The organism is Nocardia wallacei, assembly GCF_014466955.1.
Classification (GTDB): domain Bacteria; phylum Actinomycetota; class Actinomycetes; order Mycobacteriales; family Mycobacteriaceae; genus Nocardia; species Nocardia wallacei.
On record NZ_AP023396.1, the window covers coordinates 6,221,233 to 6,243,021 of the forward strand.

The window sequence follows — 21,789 nt, forward strand, 5'->3', positions numbered from 1 at the left end:
TCAGACCGCTTCGAATGCCTCGTCCACCGTGCTGCAGAGATTGAGCAGCTCCGAGAGCCCGGTGACGGTGATCGGCCGGGAGGTCGCCGGCTTGTCGGCGACCACCCACAGCCGCGCGCCCTCGGGAGCCGACCGGGAGCAGCCGGCGAGCACCGCCAGCCCGGCCGAGGCGAGAAACGTCACAGCGGTGAGGTCGACGATGGTGGCGGGCGGTTGCGCGCCCTCGCGCCAAGCGGTTTCGATCGCTTCCCGTAGCACCGGTGCGGTGAGAACGTCGATCTCGCCGCTGACACGCAGCACCGTTGCCTTGTCCCGTGCGTCGGCAACGATGTGAATACGCGTCTCGCTGGAGTTGTCGGTCACTGCACGATTCGGTTCGGCGCTATCGGTCACGCCTGGCAGTTTACGTTGTATCCACGGCGAGCGGGAACCGGAACCGGGATACGCTGATCAACGGCGGGTGAGCAGGGCCTCGAGTCGGTCCAGCAGAGCCTCGAGGGCGTCTTCGAACTCTTCCAGCGACTGGTCCTGCGCCAGCATCGGTTGCAATCGCCGCAATTGCGGGTAAGCGGAGAGATCGCGCACCGGCGCCGGGCCGGATGCCGAATCCGCCTGCGGCGACGGGGTGCGGGCCGACACTTCCAGCAGCAATTGCCCCAGCAGGAACGTCGTATACGACCGATACGCCACCACCGCGGCGACGTCGTCGAATCCATAGGACAGCAACGTATCCAGGAACGTTTCCATCCACTGCAGGCTGCGCAGCGGCGGGCGTACCCACGGCGCCTCCGGCGGGCGCGTGGCCACCAGCGGAAACAACTCCGGATGATCCAGCGCGATCTGCCGCACCCCGTGCGCCAGCCGCACCAGGAAATCCTGCCAGCCGTCCTCCTGACGGCGAGCCGCCAGTTGATCGGTTCGCAAACGGTCCACCAGATGGTCCACGATTCCGCTGAGCAGATCCTCCCGGCCGTGCACATATCGATAAAGGGCCATGGCCTCGACCCCGCATTCCGCACCCAGCCTGCGCATCGTCAACCTGTGCAGGCCCTCGCGATCGACCAGGTCGATAGCCAGTTCCAGGATCGACCTGCGATTCAGCGGCGGGCGCGGTTCATCGGGCACTGATCACAGCACCGGACCCAGTTTGTTCGGTTCGCGGGGCAGCCGGACCACCTGCACGAAGAACTCATCGATCTGCTTGATGGCGGCGATGAACTGGTCCAGATCCACCGGCTTGGTGACATAGGCATTCGCGTGCAGTTTGTAGCTGCGCAGAATGTCCTCCTCGGCCGCCGACGTGGTCAGGACGACCACCGGAATATGGGCGAGTTCGGCGTCGGATTTGATCGTCGCCAATACCTGGCGCCCATCGTATTTCGGCAGATTGAGGTCCAGCAGGATCAGGTCCGGGCGCGGGGCGTCGGCATGGTCGCCACGGCGATACAGGAAGTCGAGCGCCTCCTCGCCGTCGTGGGCGACGTGCATGGTGTTGCCGATCTTGTTGTCGGCGAAAGCCTCCCGGGTCATCAACTCATCGCCCGGATCGTCCTCCACCAGCAGGACGTCGATGGGTTGGCCTGCCACGGTCATGCCGGTGCTCCTTCCACCTCGGCCGGGGTGGCCGCGGTGTCTTCGTTGTTCGCCGGAAGTGTGAAATAGAGTCGAGTGCCGTCGGTGTAGGTGGTGTCCAGCCAGATACGACCGCCGTGATATTCGACGATCTTCTTGCACAGCGCCAAACCGATCCCCGTTCCACCGTATTCGTCGCGGCCGTGCAGCCGCTGGAAAATCACGAAGACCTTCTCGCTGAACTCGTCCGGAATGCCGATGCCGTTGTCGGTGACGCACAACCGCCAGATCTCGCCCTCGTCACCGGGTTCCGAGACACAGTCTATGCGTACCACCGGGTTCCGGTCGGGGTGGCGGAACTTGACGGCATTGCCGATCAGGTTCTGCCACAGCATGACCAGCAGGGTCGGGGCGGCGTGCAGTTCGGGCAACTGCTCGGGCCGGTGCACCCGCGCGCCCGATTCCTCGATCGCGGTGCCGAGGTTGTCCAGGGCGCGGTCCAGCGCCTGATCCAGGGAGACGACCACCTTGTCCTCACCCAAGCGGCCCACGCGGGAGAAGGTGAGCAGGTCGTTGATGAGGACCTGCATTCGCCGCGCGCCGTCCACGGCGTACATCAGGTATTGCGTGCCGCGCTCGTCGAATTTGTCGCCGTAACGCTTCTCCAGCAACTGGCAGAAGGAGGCCACCTTGCGCAGCGGCTCCTGCAGATCGTGGGAGGCGACGTAGGCGAACTGCTCGAGTTCGGCGTTGGAACGGCGCAGTTCGACAGCCTGCTCGTCGAGTTCCTCGGCTTGGCGCGCGAGGACCTGCTGCTGCGCGCGGGAGGAGGCGAGTTCCTCGACGATGCGCCGCCGCATCGCCTCCACCGTCTGGGCCATGGTGCGCAGATCGGCGGGGCCGCGCGCGGCGATGCGGTGCTCGAAGTCACCCCCGGCGACTCGCAGCGAGGCCGAGCGCAGATCCTGCAGCGGCCGCGTCACCAGCCGCCGGACCAGCACGGCCGACACCACGCCGGTGAGCAGGAACAGCGCCACCATGCCGCCCAGGACCCAGTCCCGCACGGCACGCGTGTGCGCCAATTCGGCGCGGTCGGCGGCGATCGCGGCGCTCAATTCCGCGTTCTGCGTATCGAATCGGGCACGCAGGCGATCGAATGTCGCCTTGCCGCCCAGCACCGCGTTCGGGCCCGCCGCCGGTGCGGAGTTCGCGGTGACGGCATCGATCAGTGGCAGGGCGTACTCGGTGCGCCACTGCGTCGCCAACTGTTCGACGGCATCGAGTTCGGCGACCAGCTCCGGCCGGTCGCCGATCAGGCTGCGCATCCGCGCGGCCGCCCGGGCCTCGTCCTGCTCGCCCTGGAAGTAGGGTTCCAGAAACTGCTCGTTCGCGCTGAGCGCGTATCCCCGCACGCCCGTCTGCTGGTTCATCAGCGCGGCCTGCAGCCGATACGCCTCGGTAGCGGCCGGTTCCGTCCGATCGATCAGCCGATCACTGACCTCCCCGGTCTGCTGCAGCAACCGCACCCCGACCCCGGTAGCGACAATCACCAACAGCACCATGCTGGCGAGCACCACATAAAACCACCTCTGCACGCTCAGTCGCCCGACCAAGCCCCCGGGCCGCGCCCCCATCACCGGCACCCGCCGCGAGGCAGCCACATCCGCCCGCGGGGAGTTCACCACATCCGACCGCGACACGTCCTCCCCCGACCGCGACGCATCCAACACATCCGACCGCGAGACATCCAACACATTCGACCGCGAGGCATCCATCTCTTCCGACCGCGAGTGGTTCACCACATCCGACCGCGACACATCCACCACATCCGACCGCGACACGTCCTCCCCCGACCGCGAGGCGTTCACCACATTCGACCGCGACACGCCTTCCCCCGACCGCGACACGTCCACCACATCCGGCCGCGAGGCATCCACCTCTTCTTGCTGCTGTGCAGGTGTCTCTTGCCGCGCCGGTGCGCCCACCTCGTCTCGCGGTGATGTGGGCGTCTCGTGCTGTGGCGATCCGGCCCCGTCCCGCGGGCTCGACGGGCCCGTCATCGGGACTCGTCCGTGTCGTGGGCCCAGCGGACGTAGACCGCGGCGACATCGTCGGCCAAGCCGCCCTTGTCTTCGGCCAGGGCCTCGGCGGCGGCGATCAGTTCGTCCACGAACGGGCCCGGGTCTCGTCCGGCGGCCGCGCCGGCCAGCTCGAGCAGGCCCTCCTCGCCGAGCCGGTCGTCGCCTGCGCCGTTGTGGCCCTCGAACAGGCCGTCGGTGAACAGCAGCAGGCCCGCGCCGGGCGGCAGGCTCATCTCGTGCACCGTGCACTCGATCGGGTCCGGGAGCAGGCCGAGCGCGGCGCAGCCGGGAACCTCCACCCATTCGACCGACTCGGCTCGGTGCAGCAGCAGGCCGGGGTGCCCGACCCGCATCAGCTGTACGGTCGTACGGTCCGGCAGCAGCGTCACCGTGGTCATCGTCGCGAAGATATCAGTGCCGACGCGCTCGGCGAGCAGCACCTGCTCGAGCAGCCGGAGTTGCTGCGGCCCGGTCGTTCCGGCGAGAACCAATGTGCGCCAAGCGATTCGCAGTGCCACGCCGAGTGCCGCCTCGTCCGGGCCGTGCCCGCAGACATCGCCGACCACCACGTGCACCGACCCGTCGCCGGTGCGGACCACGTCGTAGAAGTCACCGCCGAGCAATCCGCTCGCGCGGCCCGAGCGATACCGGGCGACCACATCGACGTCCCCGCTCGGGCCCAGCAGCGGGGTGGGCAGCAGGCCACGCTCGAGCCGGGCGTTCTCGCGGGCCCGCATCTGGCCCGCCCGCAACGCGGCGGTCGCGCGTTCGGCCTGCTTGCGCTGCACGGCATAGCGCACGGCACGGCCCAGCAATTCCGGCTCGACCCGGCCCTTGACCAGATAGTCCTGCGCGCCGGCGGTCACCGCCGCCAAGCCCGCCTCCTCATCGGCCAGGCCGGTGAGCACCACCACCGCGACGTCGTCGGCGCACTCCCGCACCCGCTGCAGGCCGTCCATGCCGGAGGCGTCGGGCAGGTTCAGATCGAGCAGCACACAATCGGGGAGCACGGTGTCGAGCTGTTCGATGGCCTCGCGGATCGAACGCACCCACAGCAGCCGCAGCGGCGGCGCGGTATCGGCGGCCAACTCCTCCACCAGCAACGCATCGCCCGGATCGTCCTCGACCAGGAGCACCAGCGGCTCCTGACCGTCCCCCACCGCGGCGGCGCGCGCGGACCGGGCGAGGGCGCCCTCGGCGCCCGCGCCGTGGTCTCGGGAAAGCATCGGCAAAACTCCTTCCATCGCACAGCGAGCCGTGGGGAAGCCGTGTGCGTCCGTCACGAAAGCCGGAGCTTCCAGCCGCTTTCTCGACGTAGAAGTGCCGCCCGCGGGAAGTTTACGTTGTAAGCGCTCAAAAGCGCATAGCCACCGGCCGGACGGGTATGCCAAACTCGTGGCGTTGCGAAACGACTCCCGCTCCCGCGGTGCCGGATCGGGCAGGAGAAAGCAGAGACAGTCGTCGAGCCGTGGCGGGGAACGCATCCGATTGGACCTCGACGCGACAACGCCTGCCCGATTGCGAAGTCTGGTCCAAGAACTGCTGGCCGACTGCGAGGAGTTGTCCACCGCGGACGCGGTACAGATCACCGATGAACTCGCCAGCAACGCGCTCAGGCACGCGGCAGCACCACGGACCTGCACGATCATCTTGTCGGATGGACCGCGCCTGCGGATCGAGGTCGCCGACGCCTCGCCGATCGACCCCCGGTTTCGTTCGCCGGACGCGACGGGCGGTCTCGGCTTGGTGCTGGTGGCTCAGATGTCCTCGGCGTGGGGTGTGATCCACCACGGCGACCGCAAGATCGTGTGGGCGGAGCTGACCGCCGAACAACGCGGAAACGGCCCGCCGTCGCTATGCACCGAGTTGCATAGTACACCGCGTATCAATTAACCTCGGGCGCATGGCCCTCGAACATGCGCTGCTGGTATCGCTGACCGAGCGCGCCGGTTCGGGCTACGAACTCGCGCGCCGCTTCGACAAATCCATCGGCTTCTTCTGGAAAGCCACCCACCAGCAGATCTATCGCGTCCTCAAGCGCATGGAGCAGCAGGGCTGGGTCACCGGCGAGGCCGTGCCGCAGGACGGCCGCCCCGACAAGAAGGTCTACCGCGTCAGCGCCGCCGGTCGCGCCGAACTGGCCCGCTGGATCGCCGCGCCGAGCGAGGACATCGGCCCGCTGCGCAGCGAACTCGGCATCAAGATCCGCGCCGCCGCCCATGGCGACCTGGCCGCACTGCTCGCCGAGGTCGCCCGGCACCGCGACCGGCACGCCCAGCGGCTCGACGTCTACCGGCTGATCGAGAAGAAGGACTTCCCCGCGCCACACCGCCTGACCGGCACGGCCCTGCATCAATACCTGGTGCTGCGCGGCGGCATCCGGGTGGAGTCGGGCTTCGTCGAATGGTGCGACGAGGTGCTGGACGCGCTGCGACCGAAAGGTGAAACCCGATGACGCCCAACCCGTATCCGCATCTGTTCCGGCCGCTCACCGCCGGCGGTGTCACCCTGCGCAACCGGGTGGTGATGGGCTCGATGCATACCGGCCTCGAGGACCGGGCCTGGGACACCAACCGGCTGGCCGCCTATTTCGCCGAGCGGGCCCGCGGCGGCGTCGGGCTCATCATCACCGGCGGCTACGCCCCGAACCGGGAGGGCTGGCTGCTGCCGTTCGGCGCCAAGCTCACCAACAAGACCGAGGCATACCGCCATCGCGCGATCACCGGCGCCGTGCACCGCGAGGGCGGCCGGATCGCATTGCAGATCCTGCACGCGGGCCGCTACGCCTACGTGCCGTTCAGTGTCTCGGCCTCCTCGATCAAGGCTCCCATCAACCCCTTCCGGCCGCGCAAGCTGTCGGGCAAGGGCGTCGAGCGCACCATCGACGACTACGTGCGCTGCGCGGAGCTGGCGAAGTTCGCCGGATACGACGGTGTCGAGGTGATGGGCGGCGAGGGCTACCTGATCAACCAGTTCCTCGCCCCGCGCACCAACAAGCGCACCGACGAGTGGGGCGGCTCGGCGGCGAACCGGCGCCGGTTCCCCGTGGAGATCGTGCGGCGGATGCGGGCCGCCGTCGGTGACGACTTCCTCATCGTCTTCCGGCTGTCCATGGCCGAGTTCGTGGAACACGGCCAGACCGAGACCGAGATCCTCGCGCTGGCAACCGAATTGGAGTCGGCGGGCGTCAGCATCATCAACACCGACATCGGCTGGCACGAGGCCCGGGTACCGACCATCGTAACCTCGGTCCCCCGGGCGGCATTCGTCGAGTACACCGCGAAAATCAAAGCGCGGGTGAGCATTCCGGTGTGCGCGTCGAACCGGATCAACATGCCGGAGGTGGCCGAGGAGATCCTCACCCGCGGCGATGCCGACCTGGTCTCACTCGCCCGGCCGCTGCTCGCCGACCCGGAATGGGTGGTCAAGGCGCAGCAGACCCGGGACGACGAGATCAACACCTGTATCGCCTGCAACCAGGCCTGCCTGGACCACGCCTTCGTCCACAAGACCGTGTCCTGCCTGCTCAATCCGCGGGCGGGGCACGAGACCGAACTGCGACTGCTGCCCACCCGGCGGATGCGGCGGGTCGCGGTGGTCGGCGCGGGCCCGGCCGGGCTGTCGGCGGCGGTCACCCTGGCCGAGCGCGGGCACAAGGTGGACCTGTTCGAGGCCGACGACAAGATCGGCGGGCAGTTCGACATCGCCCGGCGCATCCCCGGCAAGGAGGAGTTCAACGAGACCATCCGCTACTTCACCCGCAAACTCGAGGTCAGTGGGGTGCGGGTGTTCCTGAACCGGCGGGTCGACGCGGCGGAACTGGTCGAGGGCCGCTACGACCACGTGGTGCTGGCCACCGGCGTGCGCCCTCGCATCCCGGACATCCCCGGCATCGACCACCCGAAGGTGCTCACCTACGCCGAACTGGTGCGCGAGGAGAAACCGGTCGGCAAGAAGGTCGCCGTGATCGGCGCGGGCGGAATCGGTTACGACGTCAGCGAATATCTCACCGTGGACGGTCATCCGGCGCTGAAACTCGAGGAGTGGAAGCAGGAGTGGGGCGTGACGAGCGACGATCCGGAGGCGCCCGGACAGCTCACCGCGCCCAGGCCGTCCCCCGCCGCCCGGGAAGTGGTACTGCTGCAACGCAAGTCGTCGCCGTTCGGCAAGAGCCTCGGCAAGACCAGTGGCTGGGTGCACCGGGCGGCGTTGAAGGCCAAGGGCGTCGAGCAGGTGGGCGGGGTCAACTACGAACGCGTCGATGACCGCGGCCTGCACATCAGCTTCGGCGAGCAGCGCGAGCGGCCCACCGTCATCGAATGCGACAACGTGATCGTCTGCGCCGGACAGGAATCCGTGCGCGAGCTGGAGGCGCCCCTGCGACAGGCGGGAGTGTCGGTTCATCTGATCGGCGGCGCCGACGTGGCGGCCGAACTGGACGCCAAGCGCGCCATCGACCAGGGCACCCGGCTGGCGGCGGCGCTGTAATGCCGGAGTTGGTGAGCCTGGGCCTGCCCGGCGACGAAAAGGCTTGGACCGCACTCGGTTTCACCGTCGACGCGCACGGCAGAATGCCGGTCGGCGCGGTGTCGTGCGTCGTCGGCATGCCGCCGAGCTGGGGGTTCGACGAATTACGCGGCGACGCCTCGGAACTCGGTGTGCCGGAACTGCTCAGCGAGAACACAGCCGCCGCGGGACCGGAGCGGCAGCTGAAACAGTTGCTCGAGCATCTGTCCGACGATCCGGGCAGCGCCGACAAACACGATCGGAGCAGCACCCATCCCAACGGCGTGACCTTCGTCGACCACATCGTCTACCTGGTCAACGATCTGGACGAGTCCGTGGCCGCCCTGGCCGACGTGCTCGGCATGCCGCCGCGCCGCCGCTTCCATCCGCGCGGGCCGTCCGGTCCGGAGATGGCGTTCTACCGGGTGGGCGAGGCCTTCATCGAGGTCGTCGCCGCCCGGCAGCCACCATCGCTGATCGGCATCGCGTTCGGCACACCCGATCTGGATGCCACCGTCGCCGCCGTGCGCGCGGCCGGCGGGCCGATCGGCGACCCGAAACCCGCCGTGCAGGGCGGGCGCATCGCCAGCGTGTGGAACGGCCACATCGACTGGGGCATCGCGTTCATGGAGCCACCGGTAGGCTCCGGGTCGTGAGCCTGCCTGCACCGACCTCCGAGAACCGTGCCGTCGTCACCGGAGCCTCCTCCGGCATCGGCACCGCGCTGGCCGAGGAACTCGCCCGGCGCGGATATTCACTGATCCTGGTGGCCCGCCGGGGTGATCTGCTCGGCGAGCTGGCCGGGCGGCTGACCGAGCGATACGGCGTCGTCGCCGAGGTGCGCGCGGTGGACCTGTCCGACCGCGAACAGCGGGCGCCGCTGGCCGAGGAGCTGGCCCGCCGCGAGATCGTGATCCTGTGCAACAACGCCGGAGTCGCGACCTTCGGCCCCGTCGCGAAGCTGGACCTGGACTTCGAACGGGCGGTGATGGAGCTCAACGCGGTCGCCGTGCACGACCTCACGCTGGCCGTGCTGCCCGGCATGACCGCGCGCGGCGGCGGTGGCATTCTCATCACCGGCTCGGCGGCAGGCAACATGCCGATACCGAACAACGCCACCTACGCGGCGACCAAGGCATTCACCAACAGCTTCTCCGAATCGCTGCGCGGCGAACTCACCGGCACCGGCATCAACGTCACCCTGCTCGCGCCGGGCCCGGTCCGCACCGACAACCCCGATCAGGACGAGGTCGGCAGCAAGATCCCCGACTTCATCTGGGTGTCGGCGGCCTACACCGCCAAGATCTCCCTCGACGCGCTCGAGCGCAACAAGATGCGGGTGGTGCCGGGCCTGATCAGCAAGGGCATGAGCGTCGCCGGGCAGTACGCGCCGCGGGCGGTCACCGCGCCGATCGTCGGCACGTTCTACAAGAAGCTCGGCGGTAGCTGAGCCGGGCGTGCGGCCGATCACAGCGGTGTCAGGACGGCGTCAAAATCGCGCCGTCGCATGTCAAGGCCGTGTAGTCGGCCGTTTCGGCGCCCCCGGAAGCGGCGTAGTCCTGTCGGTGGCCCCGCAGCACAGGCGAAAGCGGGGAACACCGCAGGAGAGATCGTGACGCTGCTCGAGATATTCCCTTCGCTGCGATCGGGAATGCCGTCCCCACGCGTCGACACGACCGTCTGGCCGTGCGAGACCCACTACGACGAACTCGGACGCATCACCCTGGGCGGGGTCGCCCTGGCCGACCTCGCCGACCAGTACGGGACCCCGGCCTACGTCCTGGACGAGACCGAGATCCGCCGCCGCTGCCGGGCCTATCGCAAGCACTTCCCGGAGGGCGAGATCGTCTACGCCGCCAAAGCGCTGCTGACCAAGGCGGTGGCCGGATGGATCGCCGAGGAGGGGCTGTCGTTGGATGTGTGCTCGGGTGGCGAACTGGCCGTGGCGCTGGCCGCCGGGGTCGATCCGGCGCGCATCGTGCTGCACGGCAGCGGGAAACCGTTCGCCGAGCTGGAGGCCGCCGTGGCCGCGGGGGTCGGACGTATCGTGATCGATTCGCTCACCGAGATCACGCTGCTGTCGGCACTGGTGTCGCGACGGCAGCAGGTGCTGTTGCGGCTGTCGCCCGGCATCGATGTGCACGGGCATCCGGCCGTGAAAACCGGTGTGGCGGACCAGAAGTTCGGCTTTCCGCTGGGCAGTGCGCAGACGGCCGAGGCGATCGAGCGGGTGCTGCGCCAGCCCGCGCTCGAACTGGTCGGCTTCCACTGCCACCTGGGTTCGCAGATCCACGACCCGGATTTCTACGGCGAGGCGGTGCGGCGGCTGGTGGCCGAAATGGCCAGGGTGCGTGCGGAATACGGGACGGTGCTCACCCAGCTCGACCTCGGCGGCGGGCACGCGGTGGCCTATCGGTCGGGTGACGCCGAGTTGAATCTGTACGAACTGGCCGACATCGTCGAGGACGCGCTCGATGCCGCGTGCGCGCGAAATCGCTTCCCGCGCCCGCGGATCACCCTCGAGCCCGGCCGCGCGATCGTCGCCCGCGCCGGGGTGACGCTGTACCGGGTGATGACGGTCAAGCGCATCGAGGGCGGGCGCACGTTCGTCATCGTCGACGGCGGCATGAACGACAACCCGCGTGTGGCCCTCTACGGCGCCCGCTACGACGCCGTCGTCGCGAACCGCCACCCCACCGGCCCGTTCATGACGGCCACGGTCGCCGGCCGCTACTGCGAAGCAGGCGACATCCTCGCCCCCGACGTCCGCCTCCCCGCCGGCCTCCGCCCCGGCGAAATCCTCGCCGTCCCCTGCACCGGCGCCTACCACCACAGCCTCGCCTCCACCTACAACGGCGTAGGCCGCCCACCCCTCATAGCCGTCCGCGAAGGCCACACCCGCCCCCTGGTCCGCCGAGAAACCCCAGCCGACCTCCTGTCCCGAGACCTCGGCTGACCCTCAACCCACATCCACCCGCATTCTCGGCAACCCACCGACCACCGACCACCGAGCACCGAGCACCGAGCACCGAGCACCGACCACCGACCACCGAGCACCGAGCACCGAGCACCGAGCACCGAGCACCGAGCACCGAGCACCGAGCACCGAGCACCGAGCACAACAAACCACCCGACAGTACCCACCGCAACGGACCCCGCCCAGGACCCACCATTCCCTGTCTTCCCGCGCCCTGCGCGGGAAGACAGGGTCACCGCCGCCGAGTCCCGAAAATGCTCCGGCTGATCTCCCTGCCCGCTGCCGTGGCCGCGGAACGCAAGAAGCCCTTCACCGCGGGATTCCTCATGATGCGCTCGGCCGCAGAATCCTCGGCCCTCGTGGATCGACGTTCCGGCTCCGGCTCCGCCGCAACGACTTTCGCGGCGAGACGTTCGTACGCCGATTCCCGATCGATGGTCTCGCCGTACTTGGCGTGCAACTCGCTCCCCTGCGCGGCCGCGCGAATGGCGTCCTCCCCGATGGTGTCCATCAGCGACCGTGGCGGGCGCAGCCGCGTCCACGCCACGGGCGTCGGCGCGCCCTTCTCCGACAGCACCGTCACCACCGCCTCGCCGATACCCAGGGTGGTGAGCGCCTGTTCGAGGTCGTACGCGCTGGTCTTCGGGTATGTGCGCACGGTCTTGGTGAGCGCCTTCTGGTCCTCCGGTGTGAAGGCGCGCAGCGCGTGCTGGATCCGCGCGCCCAGTTGGGACAGCACCTGATTCGGCACATCGGTCGGCAGCTGCGTGCAGAAGAACACGCCGACACCCTTGGAGCGGATCAGCTTCACGGTCTGCTCCACCTGATCCAGGAACGCCTTCGACGCGTCGTTGAACAGCAGGTGCGCCTCGTCGAAGATGAAGACCAACTTGGGCTTGTCGATATCGCCGATCTCGGGCAATGTCTGGAACAGATCGGCCAGCACCCACATCAGGAAGGTGGAGAACAACACCGGTCGCGACGACTGCGCACCCAGCTCGAACAAGGTGATCACACCCTGCCCGCCGACCGTGCGCAGCAGATCGGACGGATCCAGTTCCGGCTCGCCGAAGAACGTGTCGCCGCCCTCGTTCTCCAGGTTCACCAGGGACCGCAGGATCACACCGGCGGTGGCGGCCGAGACGCCCCCGATACCCTTCAGATCCGCTTTGCCCTCGGGGCTGGTGAGGTGCTGAATCACCGACCGCAGATCCTTCAGGTCCAACAGCGCCAGGCCCTGCCGGTCGGCCCAGTGGAAGATCAGGCCGAGGGTCGACTCCTGAGTCTCGTTGAGCCCCAGCACCTTCGACAACAGAACCGGCCCGAAGGAGGTGATGGTGGCACGGATCGGAACCCCGATGCCGTCGGTACCCAGGGAGACGAACTCGACCGGGAAACCCGTTGGAGCCCAATTCGTTTCCCCCGTCTCCCGGGCCCGCGCGGTGATCTTGTCACCAGGCTCCCCGGGCCGCGAGAGCCCCGACAGGTCGCCCTTCACGTCGGCCAGCACCACCGGAATCCCAGCGGCGGAGAGCTGTTCGGCGATACCCTGCAACGTCTTCGTCTTCCCGGTACCGGTGGCGCCCGCGACGAGACCGTGCCGGTTCATCGTCCGCAGCGGAATGCGCACGCGCGCAGACGAATCCACGGACTCGCCCACCACTACCGTACCCAGCTCCAGCGCGGCACCCTCGAAGGCATATCCCGCCGCGATCTCCTGCGCGACCGCATGGCCGGACGCCGATTGCGGCGCAGAACTTTCCACACCACCGTGAGCGGCACCCGTCGCCGCAGCCGCCTCGCGCTCAGCGGCCTCCGCCGCGGCCGCCGCCTCCGCCGCGACCCGCGCCGCCTCCGCGGCCGCCTTGCGCGCTGCCGCGGCCTTCTCCTGAGGGGTTGTCATCGCCGATCCTCCGTCTGCCCTGCCAACTTTCCGCCAACATTGCCGACCGCCTGATCAAAGCACGGATCTGCGCAAACCATATCTCCCACGACACCAGCGCGGGAGCAACCGCAGCACAGCAACTTCACGGCGACACTGTGGCGGCAAGCGGGCAGCGCCCGCAACCGCCGCGCGGCGACGGCAGCAGCGACCGACCACACCCGACACCACCCCGCCGCCACGCGGGACCCGACCGCGACCCTCGTCGGCCGAGACGACACCGCCACCCCGCATATGCGTGGTCGGAGCGCACTCGCCGCGCGCACTCACCCGAGGTCCCGCGGGGTCGCCGGTGCACCGAACGCCTGCCGACCGAGCTGTAAGGTCGACCTGGTGTCGGAGAAATACATGGTGTGGATGGATTGCGAGATGACCGGCCTGCGGCTGGACAGCGACAAGCTGATCGAGGTCGCCGCGCTGGTGACCGACAGCGATCTCAATATTCTCGGCGACGGTGTCGACATCGTCATCCACGCCGACGACGCCGCGCTGGCCGCCATGCCGCCGGTGGTCCAGGAGATGCACGCCCGCTCCGGCCTCACCGAGGAGGTGCGCCGCTCCACGGTCACCATGGCCGAGGCCGAGCGACAGGTGCTCGACTACGTCAAGCAGTACGTGCCCACCCCCCGGACCGTCCCGCTGGCCGGCAACTCCATCGCCACCGACCGCGGCTTCATCGCCCGCGACATGCCCGACCTCGACGCCCATCTGCACTACCGCATGATCGACGTCAGCTCCATCAAGGAACTGTGCCGCCGCTGGTATCCGCGCATCTATTTCGGCCAGCCCGAGAAGGGCCTCGCCCACCGCGCCCTGGCCGACATCAAGGAATCGATCCGCGAACTCGAGTACTACCGCCGCACCGCCTTCGTCCCCGCCCCCGGCCCCGCGACGTCCGACATCGCCGCAGTAGCCGCCGACCTCCTCTCCCGCCGACAATCCCCAGCTCAGCAACCCGATTAGGCACTACACCGAGGTACGCGATACGATCTAGCCCGCCGGTGCAACCGGCAATGGTGGCTGTAGTTCAGTTGGTAGAGCACCAGGTTGTGATCCTGGCTGTCGCGGGTTCGAGTCCCGTCAGCCACCCTGAGAGGCCCGGGTCGGGCGGTCAATCCGTCGACTCGGGCTTTTTTCGTCCCCTACCTCGGCGCCGATGTCGTCGCTGAGGGTGATGAAGCCGCGGCAGCGGCAGCGCAGGTCGTAGGCGCACAGGGTCCAGTCGTCGGGGCCGACGCCGGGGAAGGCGCCCGCGCGGCCGCGGCACACCCCCACGGTCGGGTCGTGGGCTACGTACAGGTGGCCGCACAACTCACAGCGGCGGCGGGACACTTGTCGTGAAGTGACAACGAGCCAGACCACATACGAGAATGCGGCTGCCACACCGACGAGCTGTAGCAGTTGTGACGAATACATTCTCTGCCCTCACCTTTTTCGATCGACCGCGATGCGGCGCACTTGCCGACCTCCACAGTCAGAGTGACCCACCGGCGACCGGATGAGATTGTCCGATTCGCACAATCTGCCCGAGTGTCGTTGGGGATGCCGTACAGTCGACGGAGGCGGTGTGAGTTTCGTGCAGCAGGAGTAGCGGTCGGTAGCGATGGTCAAGTTGGATCGCCTGATCAATATCCTGGGCAGGTACGGCACCCGGCTGCACGGGCACGCGGCGGCACGCGGCGCCGAGTTGCACAGTGTGACGGTGCACGATCCGGTACGACCGCACTCCGCCGTCGGGGATGTCTTCCTCGCCGTGGGCATCGCCGACCTGCGCGAGGCCGTCACCCTGGCCACGCGCACGCGCGCCATGCTCGTCGTCGCCCGCACCACCGAGCAGCCCAGCCGAGCTCTCCTCGAGACTCTCGAAAAGGCCGGTACCGCACTGCTTCTCGCGGATCCGGCGGTGTCGTGGAGCCAGATCGCCTCGGTCGTCTACGGATTGGTGCTGGAGGGCCGCGAGACCGAATCGGGCCGCGGGCCGAGCGACCTTTTCGCCCTCGCCGATACCCTCGCGGCCACCCTCGACGCGCCGGTCACGATCGAGGACCAGCTGTGCCGGGTGATGGCGTACTCGAGCACGCCGCACGACACCGACCCGGTCCGGCTGGACACCATCCTCGGCCGCCGCATGCCCGACCACGTGCGCGGACTGCTCGAACAGCAGGGTGTGTTCGACCATCTCGCCCGCACCGACGCCCCGTTCCACATTCCGCCGTCGCCCGCCCACGGACTGCGCGGACGCACGGTGGCGGCCGTCCGGACCGGTCGCGAACTGCTCGGGTCGCTGTGGATCTCCTCCGAGGATCCGCTGTCCCCCTCGCAGTCGCGGATCCTGGAGGACGGCGCCCGCACCGTCGCGCTGCATCTGCTGCGGTCGCGGGTCAGCGCCGATCTGGAACGGCAGGTCGAATCCGAGCTGGTGATTCAGCTCTTGGAGGGCAGCCCGGACGCCGAGGCCGTCGCCGGGAAGCTCGGCATACCGGCCGAACACCTGCGCGTGATCGCGCTGCAAGCGCACACCGAACTGGAGCGGCACGCGGGAATCCTGCTCGCCTTCGAACGCGCCACCACCGGATTCGGCTGGTCCAGGGTCGGGCGCAGCACGCTGTTCGGCAATACGGTCTACACCCTGCTGCCCACCGGGGACGATCCGGCGCCGGCCTATCGCTGGGTCCGGGACCTGGCCGCCGGGCTGCCCGCGCACGTCGAGATATTCGCCGGAATCGGCGGCCCCGCGAACCTGCGCGAGGTCACGGCGAGCCGCCAGGAGGCCGACGAGTGCATGGCGTTGCACATGAGTTCCGACGATCCGGTTCCGGTCTGTTACGACACCGCGTGGGATCGGGTGCTGATCCAGCGATTGAAGTCGGTGGCGTCGAAAGGCCGCCTGCCCGCACGGGATCCGGTCGCGCAACTGGCGGAGTACGACGCCCGCAACGACACGCACTACCTGCCGACGTTGAAAGCGTGGCTGGAGGCACACGGCGAATTGTCCGCGGCCGCAAGGATGTTGGATGTACACCCCAACACCGTGCGCAACCGTATCAACCAGATGAGCCGGATCGTCCCACTACACCTGAACGATCCGCGGCAGCGGGTCGCCATGTTGATCGCGCTGTCGGTCCGCGCACCCGACTCACCCGTGGAGTAGTCGCTGGCATGGAGGGGTCAATGCCTTTGCGTGCCAGCGGATTCGACACTCACGATATGGTCTGCGCCGTAAGATCGTCGAGCAGGATCATGACCTCACCCTGACGCTTCACCACCTCGGTGAGCCGAACCCGCAGACCCAGCAATTCGGCCCCGGTGACAGCGGTCTCGGCCCGGTGCTGCACGCGCTGCCACTCGGCCTGCGCGGAAACGTTGCCCAGCAACAGATCTCGCGACTCACCCGCCGCCGCGATGCGCGCGTACACATCGATCGAGGCGTGCGGCGTACGTACCCACAGATTCACCGCCTCCAACTGCCCGGAGATCGACAGCGCCCGGCCCGGTTTGGCCACCAGCTCGACCTCCACCCCCTCGGCCGCGGAACGGACCAGCAGCACCAGCGCCCGATGATCGGCCCCGGCGGCGCCGTCGCTGTAGACGCCGGGCCGTTTGGCGGGCGCCCCCTCGGCGAACGTGGTCAGATGCGTACGGCTCGCCCCATCACCGGCGATCTCCCACTTCCCCTTGTCCTCGAAGTCGTCCAACAGCACCTCGACCGAGGCATCCGACATCGTCACCCTCCCGATACTCCGCAACCGATTCCGGCGCGATGAACCCTACCCGCGGTCGGCCGGAGGTTCACCGGACAGCAGGTAGCCAGTACCGGGAAAGCTCGCGACGCGGGAGCAACCCGCCGGTGAACCGGGACGGCCGAGTCGTCAGTCCTCCTCGACGGCCGGCAGCGCACCGCTTTTCACCGCACGAACCAACTCCTCGTGGTCGGCCTCGGTGCGATCGGCGTAGTCGAGCGCGTAGCGGGCGTACGCCGAATCCATCTTGTCGCCGTCGGCGCAGTACCCGGCCAGGACGCGCGGATCGATGGAGCGGCTGTGGGCGCGGGCCAGCAGGGCGCCCGCGAGGCGGCCGTAGTCGTCGAGATGGTCGCGCTTCAGCTCCGTGACCTCGATGGCGCCCTTGCGATTACGGAACTGGCGCACGATGTACGGGCGCCCGCCGATAGTCGCCCAACCCAGCAGGATGTCGGTCTCGGCCTGCACCAGCCGCGCGCCGTCCACGATTCGCCGTCCCTCGTGCGGCACCGGCGCCAAGCCCAGCGCCTGTTGCAACGCGCTCGGCCGAGCCTGCTTGGCCTGCAGCACCAGAGCCTCGTCGCCGTTGCCGCGCAACAGGATCAGATAATTGCGCAGTCCGACGCTGCCCGTGCCGACCACCCGGAACGCCACGTCGCAGACCGTGTACCGCCGCACCAGGTGCGCTCGCGACTCGCGCAGGGTGTCCACGTAATCGTCCAGGGCGGCGACGACCTCGTCGGCCGTCGCGGCGGACACCTCGGTGAGCACGGGCGGATCGGGGACGAACCGCCACTGCCCGCCCTCGGTCCGGGTCGTCTTCGCCGCGATCTTCGCGCTGGTGTTCTTCTTCGCCTTCCCGGCGGCCCTGGCGAAGTCGTCGAGCAGTTCGTCGGCCTCGACGCGGTCGATCACCGACTCGTCGCCCAGCGCCGTCCACGATTCCAGGAACGGCAGCCGCGCCAGGTGGTCGATGGTGCGGCGGTAGCTGCGGGCGGCGTCGTGCGCGGCCTCGCGGCAGCCGTTCTCCGACACACCGCCCACCCGTCCGGCCAGCACCAGGCTGGCGGCCAGGCGCTTCAGATCCCACTCCCACGGGCCCGGCGCGGTCTCGTCGAAGTCGTTGATGTCCATCACGATTCGACCGTCCGAGGTGCCGTACAGCCCGAAGTTCGCCGCGTGCGCGTCACCGCACAGCTGTGCGGTGAGGCCGCTGCTGGGCGTCGCGGCGAGATCACCGGCCATCAGGGCGGCGCTGCCGCGGAAGAACGCGAACGGCGACTCGAGCATGCGCCCGACCCGCAGCGGAATCAGCTCGGGCACTCGGTCGGCATTGCTCGCGTGCACGAAATCCACGATCGACGGACGGTCGTCGGGCAGTGCGAGTTCCCGATGTTCGCTGTGATCGGCGTCGGCACGCAGCGCGCGGCCGCGGGCGTACGCCTCCTCCGGATCCAGCCACTGGTCGAACATGCCCGCTCCTCGCTGTCAGCCCCTCGGACCGTCAACGTGCCGGCGGGCGAACGGGGTTCCGGGCGGCGGCGCGGGCATCGCCGGGATCACATCGTCACCAGCTGCTGTCGGCGTTGCCGGCCTTCCACTCCGACCACGGGATGTTCCAGTCGCCGAGCCCGTCGATGCCCGACAGCGTGTCGCCGATGGTGTTCTTCACGATGGCGATATCGCCGCGTTTGGCATTCTCGTAGACCCAGCGCGCGTCGGCGGGGCTGAGATTCAGGCAGCCGTGGCTGGTGTTCGAATAACCCTGCGCGCCCAGTGACCACGGGGCGGAGTGCATGAAGATGCCGCTGTAGGACATCCGGGTCGCGTAGTCGACGGGTGTACGGTAGCCGTCGGGCCCGGTCGCCGCGACACCGTAGGTGGAGGAATCCATGATGATGTGGTCGAAGCGGTCGCTGATGATGTAGATGCCGTTGTCGGTGGGCGCCGACGCCTTGCCCATCGAGGTCGGCATGCTGCGGATCACCTCGCCGTTGCGCTCCACCACGACCGTCTTGGTGTTGTCGTCGGCGGTGAAGATGGTGGGCTCGCCGATGGTGAACGCGGAGTGGATGTCGCTGTCGCCGATCAGGCCGTTGCCCAGATCTTTGCCGTAAGTGTTGACGTCGACATTGATCCGGGTGCCCGGCGCCCAGAAATGCTCGGGCCGCCACCGCACCTCGCGGTTGTTCACCCAGTAGAAGGCCCCCTCGACCGGCGGATTGGTTGTGATCTTGATCGCGTCCTGCGCGGCGCGCCGATCCGGAATGTTCTCGTCGAACTGCACGGCCACCGGCTGGCCGATGCCGACCACCTCGTCCTCCCCGGGCAGCAGCCACGGGTGCGTGCGGTTGCGCGGCGACAACGTCGTGAAACTCAGCGCGGTCGAGGTCTTGCCGCCCAGCCCGACCGCCTCCGCCTGCAACCGGTAGGTGCGGCCGAACCCGAGTTGCTCGCCCACCTGCCAGGACTGCCCGTCCGGCGCGACCTGCCCCGCCACCTGGACGCCCTCCGGATTGGTCAGCGTCACCGCGGCGAGCTTGCCGTCCTGAGCGCGGATCTGCAACGGCACGCCCGGGGACACCCCCGCCTCGCCGTCCTTGACCGGCACCACGAGCTTGGGCTTGATGAGTTCGGCGACGGGGTTGGGCTCGATCGCGGCCTGCGGTCCGTCGGCTCCCGAATTGCTGCACGCGGTCGCCGCCAGCCCCAGCACGGACAGCAGCGCCACCGCCCCCAGCATCGCCTTCGACCGCTGTCGACCACGCCATATGCCCATGTCCAACCCCGTTTCATGTTCTCGGCGCCGCCGGGCCACCCCGACGTGCTGCTCAACCCACCACGCTCGCGGGGATCGGTCGAGACCACGCCCCGCCTATTCTGCCAGCCGGAAGGGCCCGAAACGCGCAAACACGACGGCCCTCCACATGCTCTGCCCCTTCATCCGTTCCCGGCCCACATCCGTTACCACCCGGCGACCCATTCCTCCCCACCCGCACTGAACAGGCGATTTCACTTTCCCCACACCCGCCTGTTATGGTTTTCCCCGCACCGGAACGGAGCCCCCAGGGCCCCGCCACCGGCCCACGCACCAGCGCCATTAGCTCAATTGGCAGAGCAGCTGACTCTTAATCAGCGGGTTCGGGGTTCGAGTCCCTGATGGCGCACCATAAGACCGTTACTAGAAACATGGCCCGAATGAACGGCGCAAGCCAGGGCTGTGACCAGTTTGACACACTCGCCACCCGACCGGGTGGCGAGTTGCGTTTGTGGCAGATGTTGCCGGAGGACTCCCTCGGACACAGCTGCGGCTGTAGCTTCGTCATGGCCGCGCTGCATCGCGGCGTATCCCGCCTGGACCGCATGTAGTTGGGCGATCATCGGCTGGAACTCATGGTCGGTGACCTTATCCTCGGACACGTACAGCCGCTTGAAGATCGCCTGATTCAGGCGGCGGCGCACCTTGTCGCTTGCCCCCTTGTACAGGCGGTAGGATCACGCAGCAGCTCAAGGAAGCTTCGCAGGTACTCAGCGCTGGTGGACAGATCCAGCTGCACCTTGCCCAGCTCGGCTTCCAATCTCTCCCGATCGCGCTTGATCTCGGTCAACCGTGAGCGAATCTTGCCTTGGGGTAGTTCACCGTCGGCGGCCAGCTCGATCAGGTTGGTTTCCCGCGTGTCCAGATCCTTCAGCTGATCCTGCAACTGCTTCCGGTACAAGCGCTGGGCCGCTTCGCTCTCGGCCAGCATCTTGTCGATGGCGAGGCGCATGGCCTCGATGAACTCTGGTGAGAAAGCGATCGTCTTGTAGTGCTCGACCACGGCTTCCTCAACCCTGTCGGCGTTCAGATGGGGCGAGTGGCATCCGGCGTTCTTCTGGTTGCCGATGCAGAAGAAGTACCAGTAGTCCCCGCCATGTCGGCCGGGGGTGCGCTGGATGATCATTCGCCGAACGACCCCCTCCATGCGATCCTTGCCGCAGAACAAGCTGCCCTTGAGATAGTGGTGGTGCACTCGGCGGCGTTCGCCGGCCACGCCGTGTTCATCGAGCACCCGCTGTACGCGGTTGAAGGTCTCTTCGTCCACCAACGCCTGATGGCGTCCCGGGATCTCCTCGCCCTTGTAGGTGACGATGCCGATGTAGTAGTTGCTACGGAAGAACCGAGCCCACTCTTTGGACGTGACCGGCTTCGGGGCTCGCTTGGGCGTGCGGCGAGTGCGAAGGCCGCGGTCCCGCATGATGCGCTCGATGTCGATCAGGCTGTAATCGCCGGTGGCGTAGAGCTTCCAGGCTTGCTCCACCAGCGGCCCACGCTCGGGATCAATCTCCACCGTGCGGATCTTGCGGCCGTCTTCGGTCTGCAGCAGCACATTCAAGTACCCGATCGTCGCCTGCCCGAGGGTGCCGCCCTTGCGGGCCTTCTCTCCCATCTTGAACGAAACGTCGGCACCATCCTTGCGGGAGCGGTACTCGTTGAACGCGGCCAAGATGCCGTGCATCAGCTGGCCGACGGGGGTGTCGTCGATGGACTCGGTCGCGCTGATCAGCGTGACGCCGCGCTTCCTGAGGTCCGCCATGACGATCGCATCATCGAGCCGGTTCCTGGCGAACCGCGCCAGCTCGTACACGATGATGTAGTCCACGTCGCGTTCGCGTCGGATCCGGTCGAGCATGCGCTGAAACTCGACGCGCTTAGTGATCTCGGTGGCTGACCGCCCAGGTTCGATGTACTCACCAATGATGTTGAGCCCCAGTTGTTCTGCTTTGCGCTGGCCCGCGACGCGCTGCGCTGGGATCGAGATGCCTTCGGGGTCGTAGTCCGTATTCACCTGGCCTGGTGTCGATACACGAAGGTAGAGAAGGGTTCTCGTGCCGGGCGGCGCTTCCCCGTCGCTCACGAACGCGATGTCGTCGTCCACAGCTACGTCGGGTGCGATATACGGCATCTGCCAGTCTTCGGCGACGCCCACG

Annotated in this window: 19 protein-coding genes and 2 tRNA genes; 10 read left to right on the top strand and 11 right to left on the bottom strand. The window is 68.0% G+C overall.

Annotated features, from left to right (window positions below):
• From NWFMUON74_RS27680 to NWFMUON74_RS27700, 5 genes are all read right to left on the bottom strand, one after another.
• Positions 1-393, bottom strand: a complete 393-nt coding sequence (locus NWFMUON74_RS27680) for an anti-sigma factor antagonist (protein WP_232110634.1) — start codon at positions 391-393, stop codon at positions 1-3.
• 57 nt (positions 394-450) lie between these two features.
• Positions 451-1,125, bottom strand: a complete 675-nt coding sequence (locus NWFMUON74_RS27685) for a TetR/AcrR family transcriptional regulator (RefSeq protein ID WP_232110635.1) — start codon at positions 1,123-1,125, stop codon at positions 451-453.
• A gap of 3 nt (positions 1,126-1,128) precedes the next feature.
• The gene (locus NWFMUON74_RS27690) at positions 1,129-1,593 is read right to left on the bottom strand and encodes a response regulator (protein ID WP_187684689.1); all 465 of its coding nucleotides are present in this window, start codon (positions 1,591-1,593) and stop codon (positions 1,129-1,131) included.
• Positions 1,590-3,206, bottom strand: coding sequence for a sensor histidine kinase (locus NWFMUON74_RS27695; RefSeq protein WP_187689464.1), 1,617 nt, complete (start codon positions 3,204-3,206; stop codon positions 1,590-1,592). Before NWFMUON74_RS27695 ends, NWFMUON74_RS27690 begins: the two co-directional genes overlap by 4 nt.
• A 422-nt stretch (positions 3,207-3,628) precedes the next feature.
• Entirely contained in the window at positions 3,629-4,879 is a 1,251-nt protein-coding gene (locus NWFMUON74_RS27700; RefSeq protein WP_187684690.1) for a PP2C family protein-serine/threonine phosphatase, read from the bottom strand.
• Positions 4,880-5,171: 292 nt separating this feature from the next.
• Here NWFMUON74_RS27700 and NWFMUON74_RS27705 point away from each other — a divergent pair, with 292 nt between their 5' ends.
• The 6 genes from NWFMUON74_RS27705 (at position 5,172) to lysA (ending at position 11,115) form a co-directional block, all read left to right on the top strand.
• Positions 5,172-5,546 carry an ATP-binding protein gene (locus NWFMUON74_RS27705; RefSeq protein WP_187684691.1) on the top strand — a complete coding sequence of 125 codons (375 nt, stop codon included), beginning with the start codon at positions 5,172-5,174 and terminating at the stop codon, positions 5,544-5,546.
• A gap of 10 nt (positions 5,547-5,556) precedes the next feature.
• Positions 5,557-6,108 (top strand): PadR family transcriptional regulator, encoded by a 552-nt coding sequence (locus NWFMUON74_RS27710; RefSeq protein ID WP_187684692.1) that lies wholly within the window; start codon positions 5,557-5,559, stop codon positions 6,106-6,108.
• Complete coding sequence (locus NWFMUON74_RS27715; protein WP_187684693.1) at positions 6,105-8,141, top strand: NADPH-dependent 2,4-dienoyl-CoA reductase; 2,037 nt, start codon at positions 6,105-6,107, stop codon at positions 8,139-8,141. The genes NWFMUON74_RS27710 and NWFMUON74_RS27715 overlap by 4 nt, the downstream gene beginning before the upstream one ends.
• A complete protein-coding gene (locus tag NWFMUON74_RS27720) occupies positions 8,141-8,815 on the top strand; it encodes a VOC family protein (RefSeq protein ID WP_187684694.1) in 675 nt (224 codons plus the stop codon). Before NWFMUON74_RS27715 ends, NWFMUON74_RS27720 begins: the two co-directional genes overlap by 1 nt.
• Positions 8,812-9,609: a mycolate reductase gene (gene cmrA / locus NWFMUON74_RS27725; protein ID WP_187684695.1), complete on the top strand. Its 798-nt coding sequence runs from the start codon at positions 8,812-8,814 to the stop codon at positions 9,607-9,609. Before NWFMUON74_RS27720 ends, cmrA begins: the two co-directional genes overlap by 4 nt.
• Positions 9,610-9,771: 162 nt before the next feature.
• A complete protein-coding gene (lysA, locus tag NWFMUON74_RS27730; RefSeq protein ID WP_187684696.1) occupies positions 9,772-11,115 on the top strand; it encodes a diaminopimelate decarboxylase in 1,344 nt (447 codons plus the stop codon).
• A 253-nt stretch (positions 11,116-11,368) separates the two neighbouring features.
• Here lysA and NWFMUON74_RS27735 read toward each other — a convergent pair whose 3' ends face one another.
• The gene (locus NWFMUON74_RS27735) at positions 11,369-13,039 is read right to left on the bottom strand and encodes a helicase HerA-like domain-containing protein (protein ID WP_187684697.1); all 1,671 of its coding nucleotides are present in this window, start codon (positions 13,037-13,039) and stop codon (positions 11,369-11,371) included.
• A 387-nt stretch (positions 13,040-13,426) separates the two neighbouring features.
• Between NWFMUON74_RS27735 and orn the strand changes: the two genes are divergently transcribed.
• Positions 13,427-14,041 carry an oligoribonuclease gene (orn, locus tag NWFMUON74_RS27740; RefSeq protein ID WP_187689465.1) on the top strand — a complete coding sequence of 205 codons (615 nt, stop codon included), beginning with the start codon at positions 13,427-13,429 and terminating at the stop codon, positions 14,039-14,041.
• 53 nt (positions 14,042-14,094) lie between these two features.
• A tRNA-His gene (locus tag NWFMUON74_RS27745) sits at positions 14,095-14,167 on the top strand.
• Here the strand turns inward: NWFMUON74_RS27745 and NWFMUON74_RS27750 are convergent.
• A complete protein-coding gene (locus tag NWFMUON74_RS27750) occupies positions 14,159-14,494 on the bottom strand; it encodes a hypothetical protein (RefSeq protein WP_187684698.1) in 336 nt (111 codons plus the stop codon). The two genes, NWFMUON74_RS27745 and NWFMUON74_RS27750, sit on opposite strands and share 9 nt — an antisense overlap.
• A 187-nt stretch (positions 14,495-14,681) precedes the next feature.
• On the opposite strand from NWFMUON74_RS27750, the gene NWFMUON74_RS27755 reads away from it, so the two are divergent.
• Entirely contained in the window at positions 14,682-16,229 is a 1,548-nt protein-coding gene (locus tag NWFMUON74_RS27755) for a PucR family transcriptional regulator (RefSeq protein ID WP_187684699.1), read from the top strand.
• Between the two features lie 49 nt (positions 16,230-16,278).
• On the opposite strand, the gene NWFMUON74_RS27760 is transcribed toward NWFMUON74_RS27755, so the two are convergent.
• The 3 genes from NWFMUON74_RS27760 to NWFMUON74_RS27770 all read right to left on the bottom strand — a co-directional run bounded on the left by NWFMUON74_RS27760 (position 16,279) and on the right by NWFMUON74_RS27770 (position 19,597).
• Positions 16,279-16,806 (bottom strand): hypothetical protein, encoded by a 528-nt coding sequence (locus NWFMUON74_RS27760; RefSeq protein WP_187684700.1) that lies wholly within the window; start codon positions 16,804-16,806, stop codon positions 16,279-16,281.
• Between the two features lie 141 nt (positions 16,807-16,947).
• On the bottom strand, positions 16,948-18,291 hold the full coding sequence (locus NWFMUON74_RS27765; protein WP_187684701.1) for a DUF2252 domain-containing protein: 1,344 nt from the start codon (positions 18,289-18,291) through the stop codon (positions 16,948-16,950).
• Between the two features lie 94 nt (positions 18,292-18,385).
• Positions 18,386-19,597 (bottom strand): L,D-transpeptidase, encoded by a 1,212-nt coding sequence (locus NWFMUON74_RS27770; RefSeq protein ID WP_187684702.1) that lies wholly within the window; start codon positions 19,595-19,597, stop codon positions 18,386-18,388.
• 315 nt (positions 19,598-19,912) lie between these two features.
• On the opposite strand from NWFMUON74_RS27770, the gene NWFMUON74_RS27775 reads away from it, so the two are divergent.
• Positions 19,913-19,988, top strand: a tRNA-Lys gene (locus NWFMUON74_RS27775).
• A gap of 276 nt (positions 19,989-20,264) precedes the next feature.
• On the opposite strand, the gene NWFMUON74_RS27780 is transcribed toward NWFMUON74_RS27775, so the two are convergent.
• Entirely contained in the window at positions 20,265-21,788 is a 1,524-nt protein-coding gene (locus tag NWFMUON74_RS27780; protein WP_187684703.1) for a recombinase family protein, read from the bottom strand.
• Between the last annotated feature and the right edge of the window lies 1 nt (position 21,789).

Bases quoted from the DNA above. Each gene is read 5' to 3' on its own strand.
- NWFMUON74_RS27735 (WP_187684697.1), bottom strand. From the start codon at position 13,039: ATGACAACCCCTCAGGAGAAGGCCGCGGCAGCGCGCAAGGCGGCCGCG.
- NWFMUON74_RS27690 (WP_187684689.1), bottom strand. From the start codon at position 1,593: ATGACCGTGGCAGGCCAACCCATCGACGTCCTGCTGGTGGAGGACGAT.
- NWFMUON74_RS27755 (WP_187684699.1), top strand. From the start codon at position 14,682: ATGGTCAAGTTGGATCGCCTGATCAATATCCTGGGCAGGTACGGCACC.
- NWFMUON74_RS27695 (WP_187689464.1), bottom strand. From the start codon at position 3,206: ATGGGGGCGCGGCCCGGGGGCTTGGTCGGGCGACTGAGCGTGCAGAGG.
- NWFMUON74_RS27710 (WP_187684692.1), top strand. From the start codon at position 5,557: ATGGCCCTCGAACATGCGCTGCTGGTATCGCTGACCGAGCGCGCCGGT.
- NWFMUON74_RS27770 (WP_187684702.1), bottom strand. From the start codon at position 19,597: ATGGGCATATGGCGTGGTCGACAGCGGTCGAAGGCGATGCTGGGGGCG.
- NWFMUON74_RS27715 (WP_187684693.1), top strand. From the start codon at position 6,105: ATGACGCCCAACCCGTATCCGCATCTGTTCCGGCCGCTCACCGCCGGC.
- orn (WP_187689465.1), top strand. From the start codon at position 13,427: ATGGTGTGGATGGATTGCGAGATGACCGGCCTGCGGCTGGACAGCGAC.
- NWFMUON74_RS27720 (WP_187684694.1), top strand. From the start codon at position 8,141: ATGCCGGAGTTGGTGAGCCTGGGCCTGCCCGGCGACGAAAAGGCTTGG.
- NWFMUON74_RS27700 (WP_187684690.1), bottom strand. From the start codon at position 4,879: ATGCTTTCCCGAGACCACGGCGCGGGCGCCGAGGGCGCCCTCGCCCGG.
- NWFMUON74_RS27765 (WP_187684701.1), bottom strand. From the start codon at position 18,291: ATGTTCGACCAGTGGCTGGATCCGGAGGAGGCGTACGCCCGCGGCCGC.
- NWFMUON74_RS27750 (WP_187684698.1), bottom strand. From the start codon at position 14,494: ATGTATTCGTCACAACTGCTACAGCTCGTCGGTGTGGCAGCCGCATTC.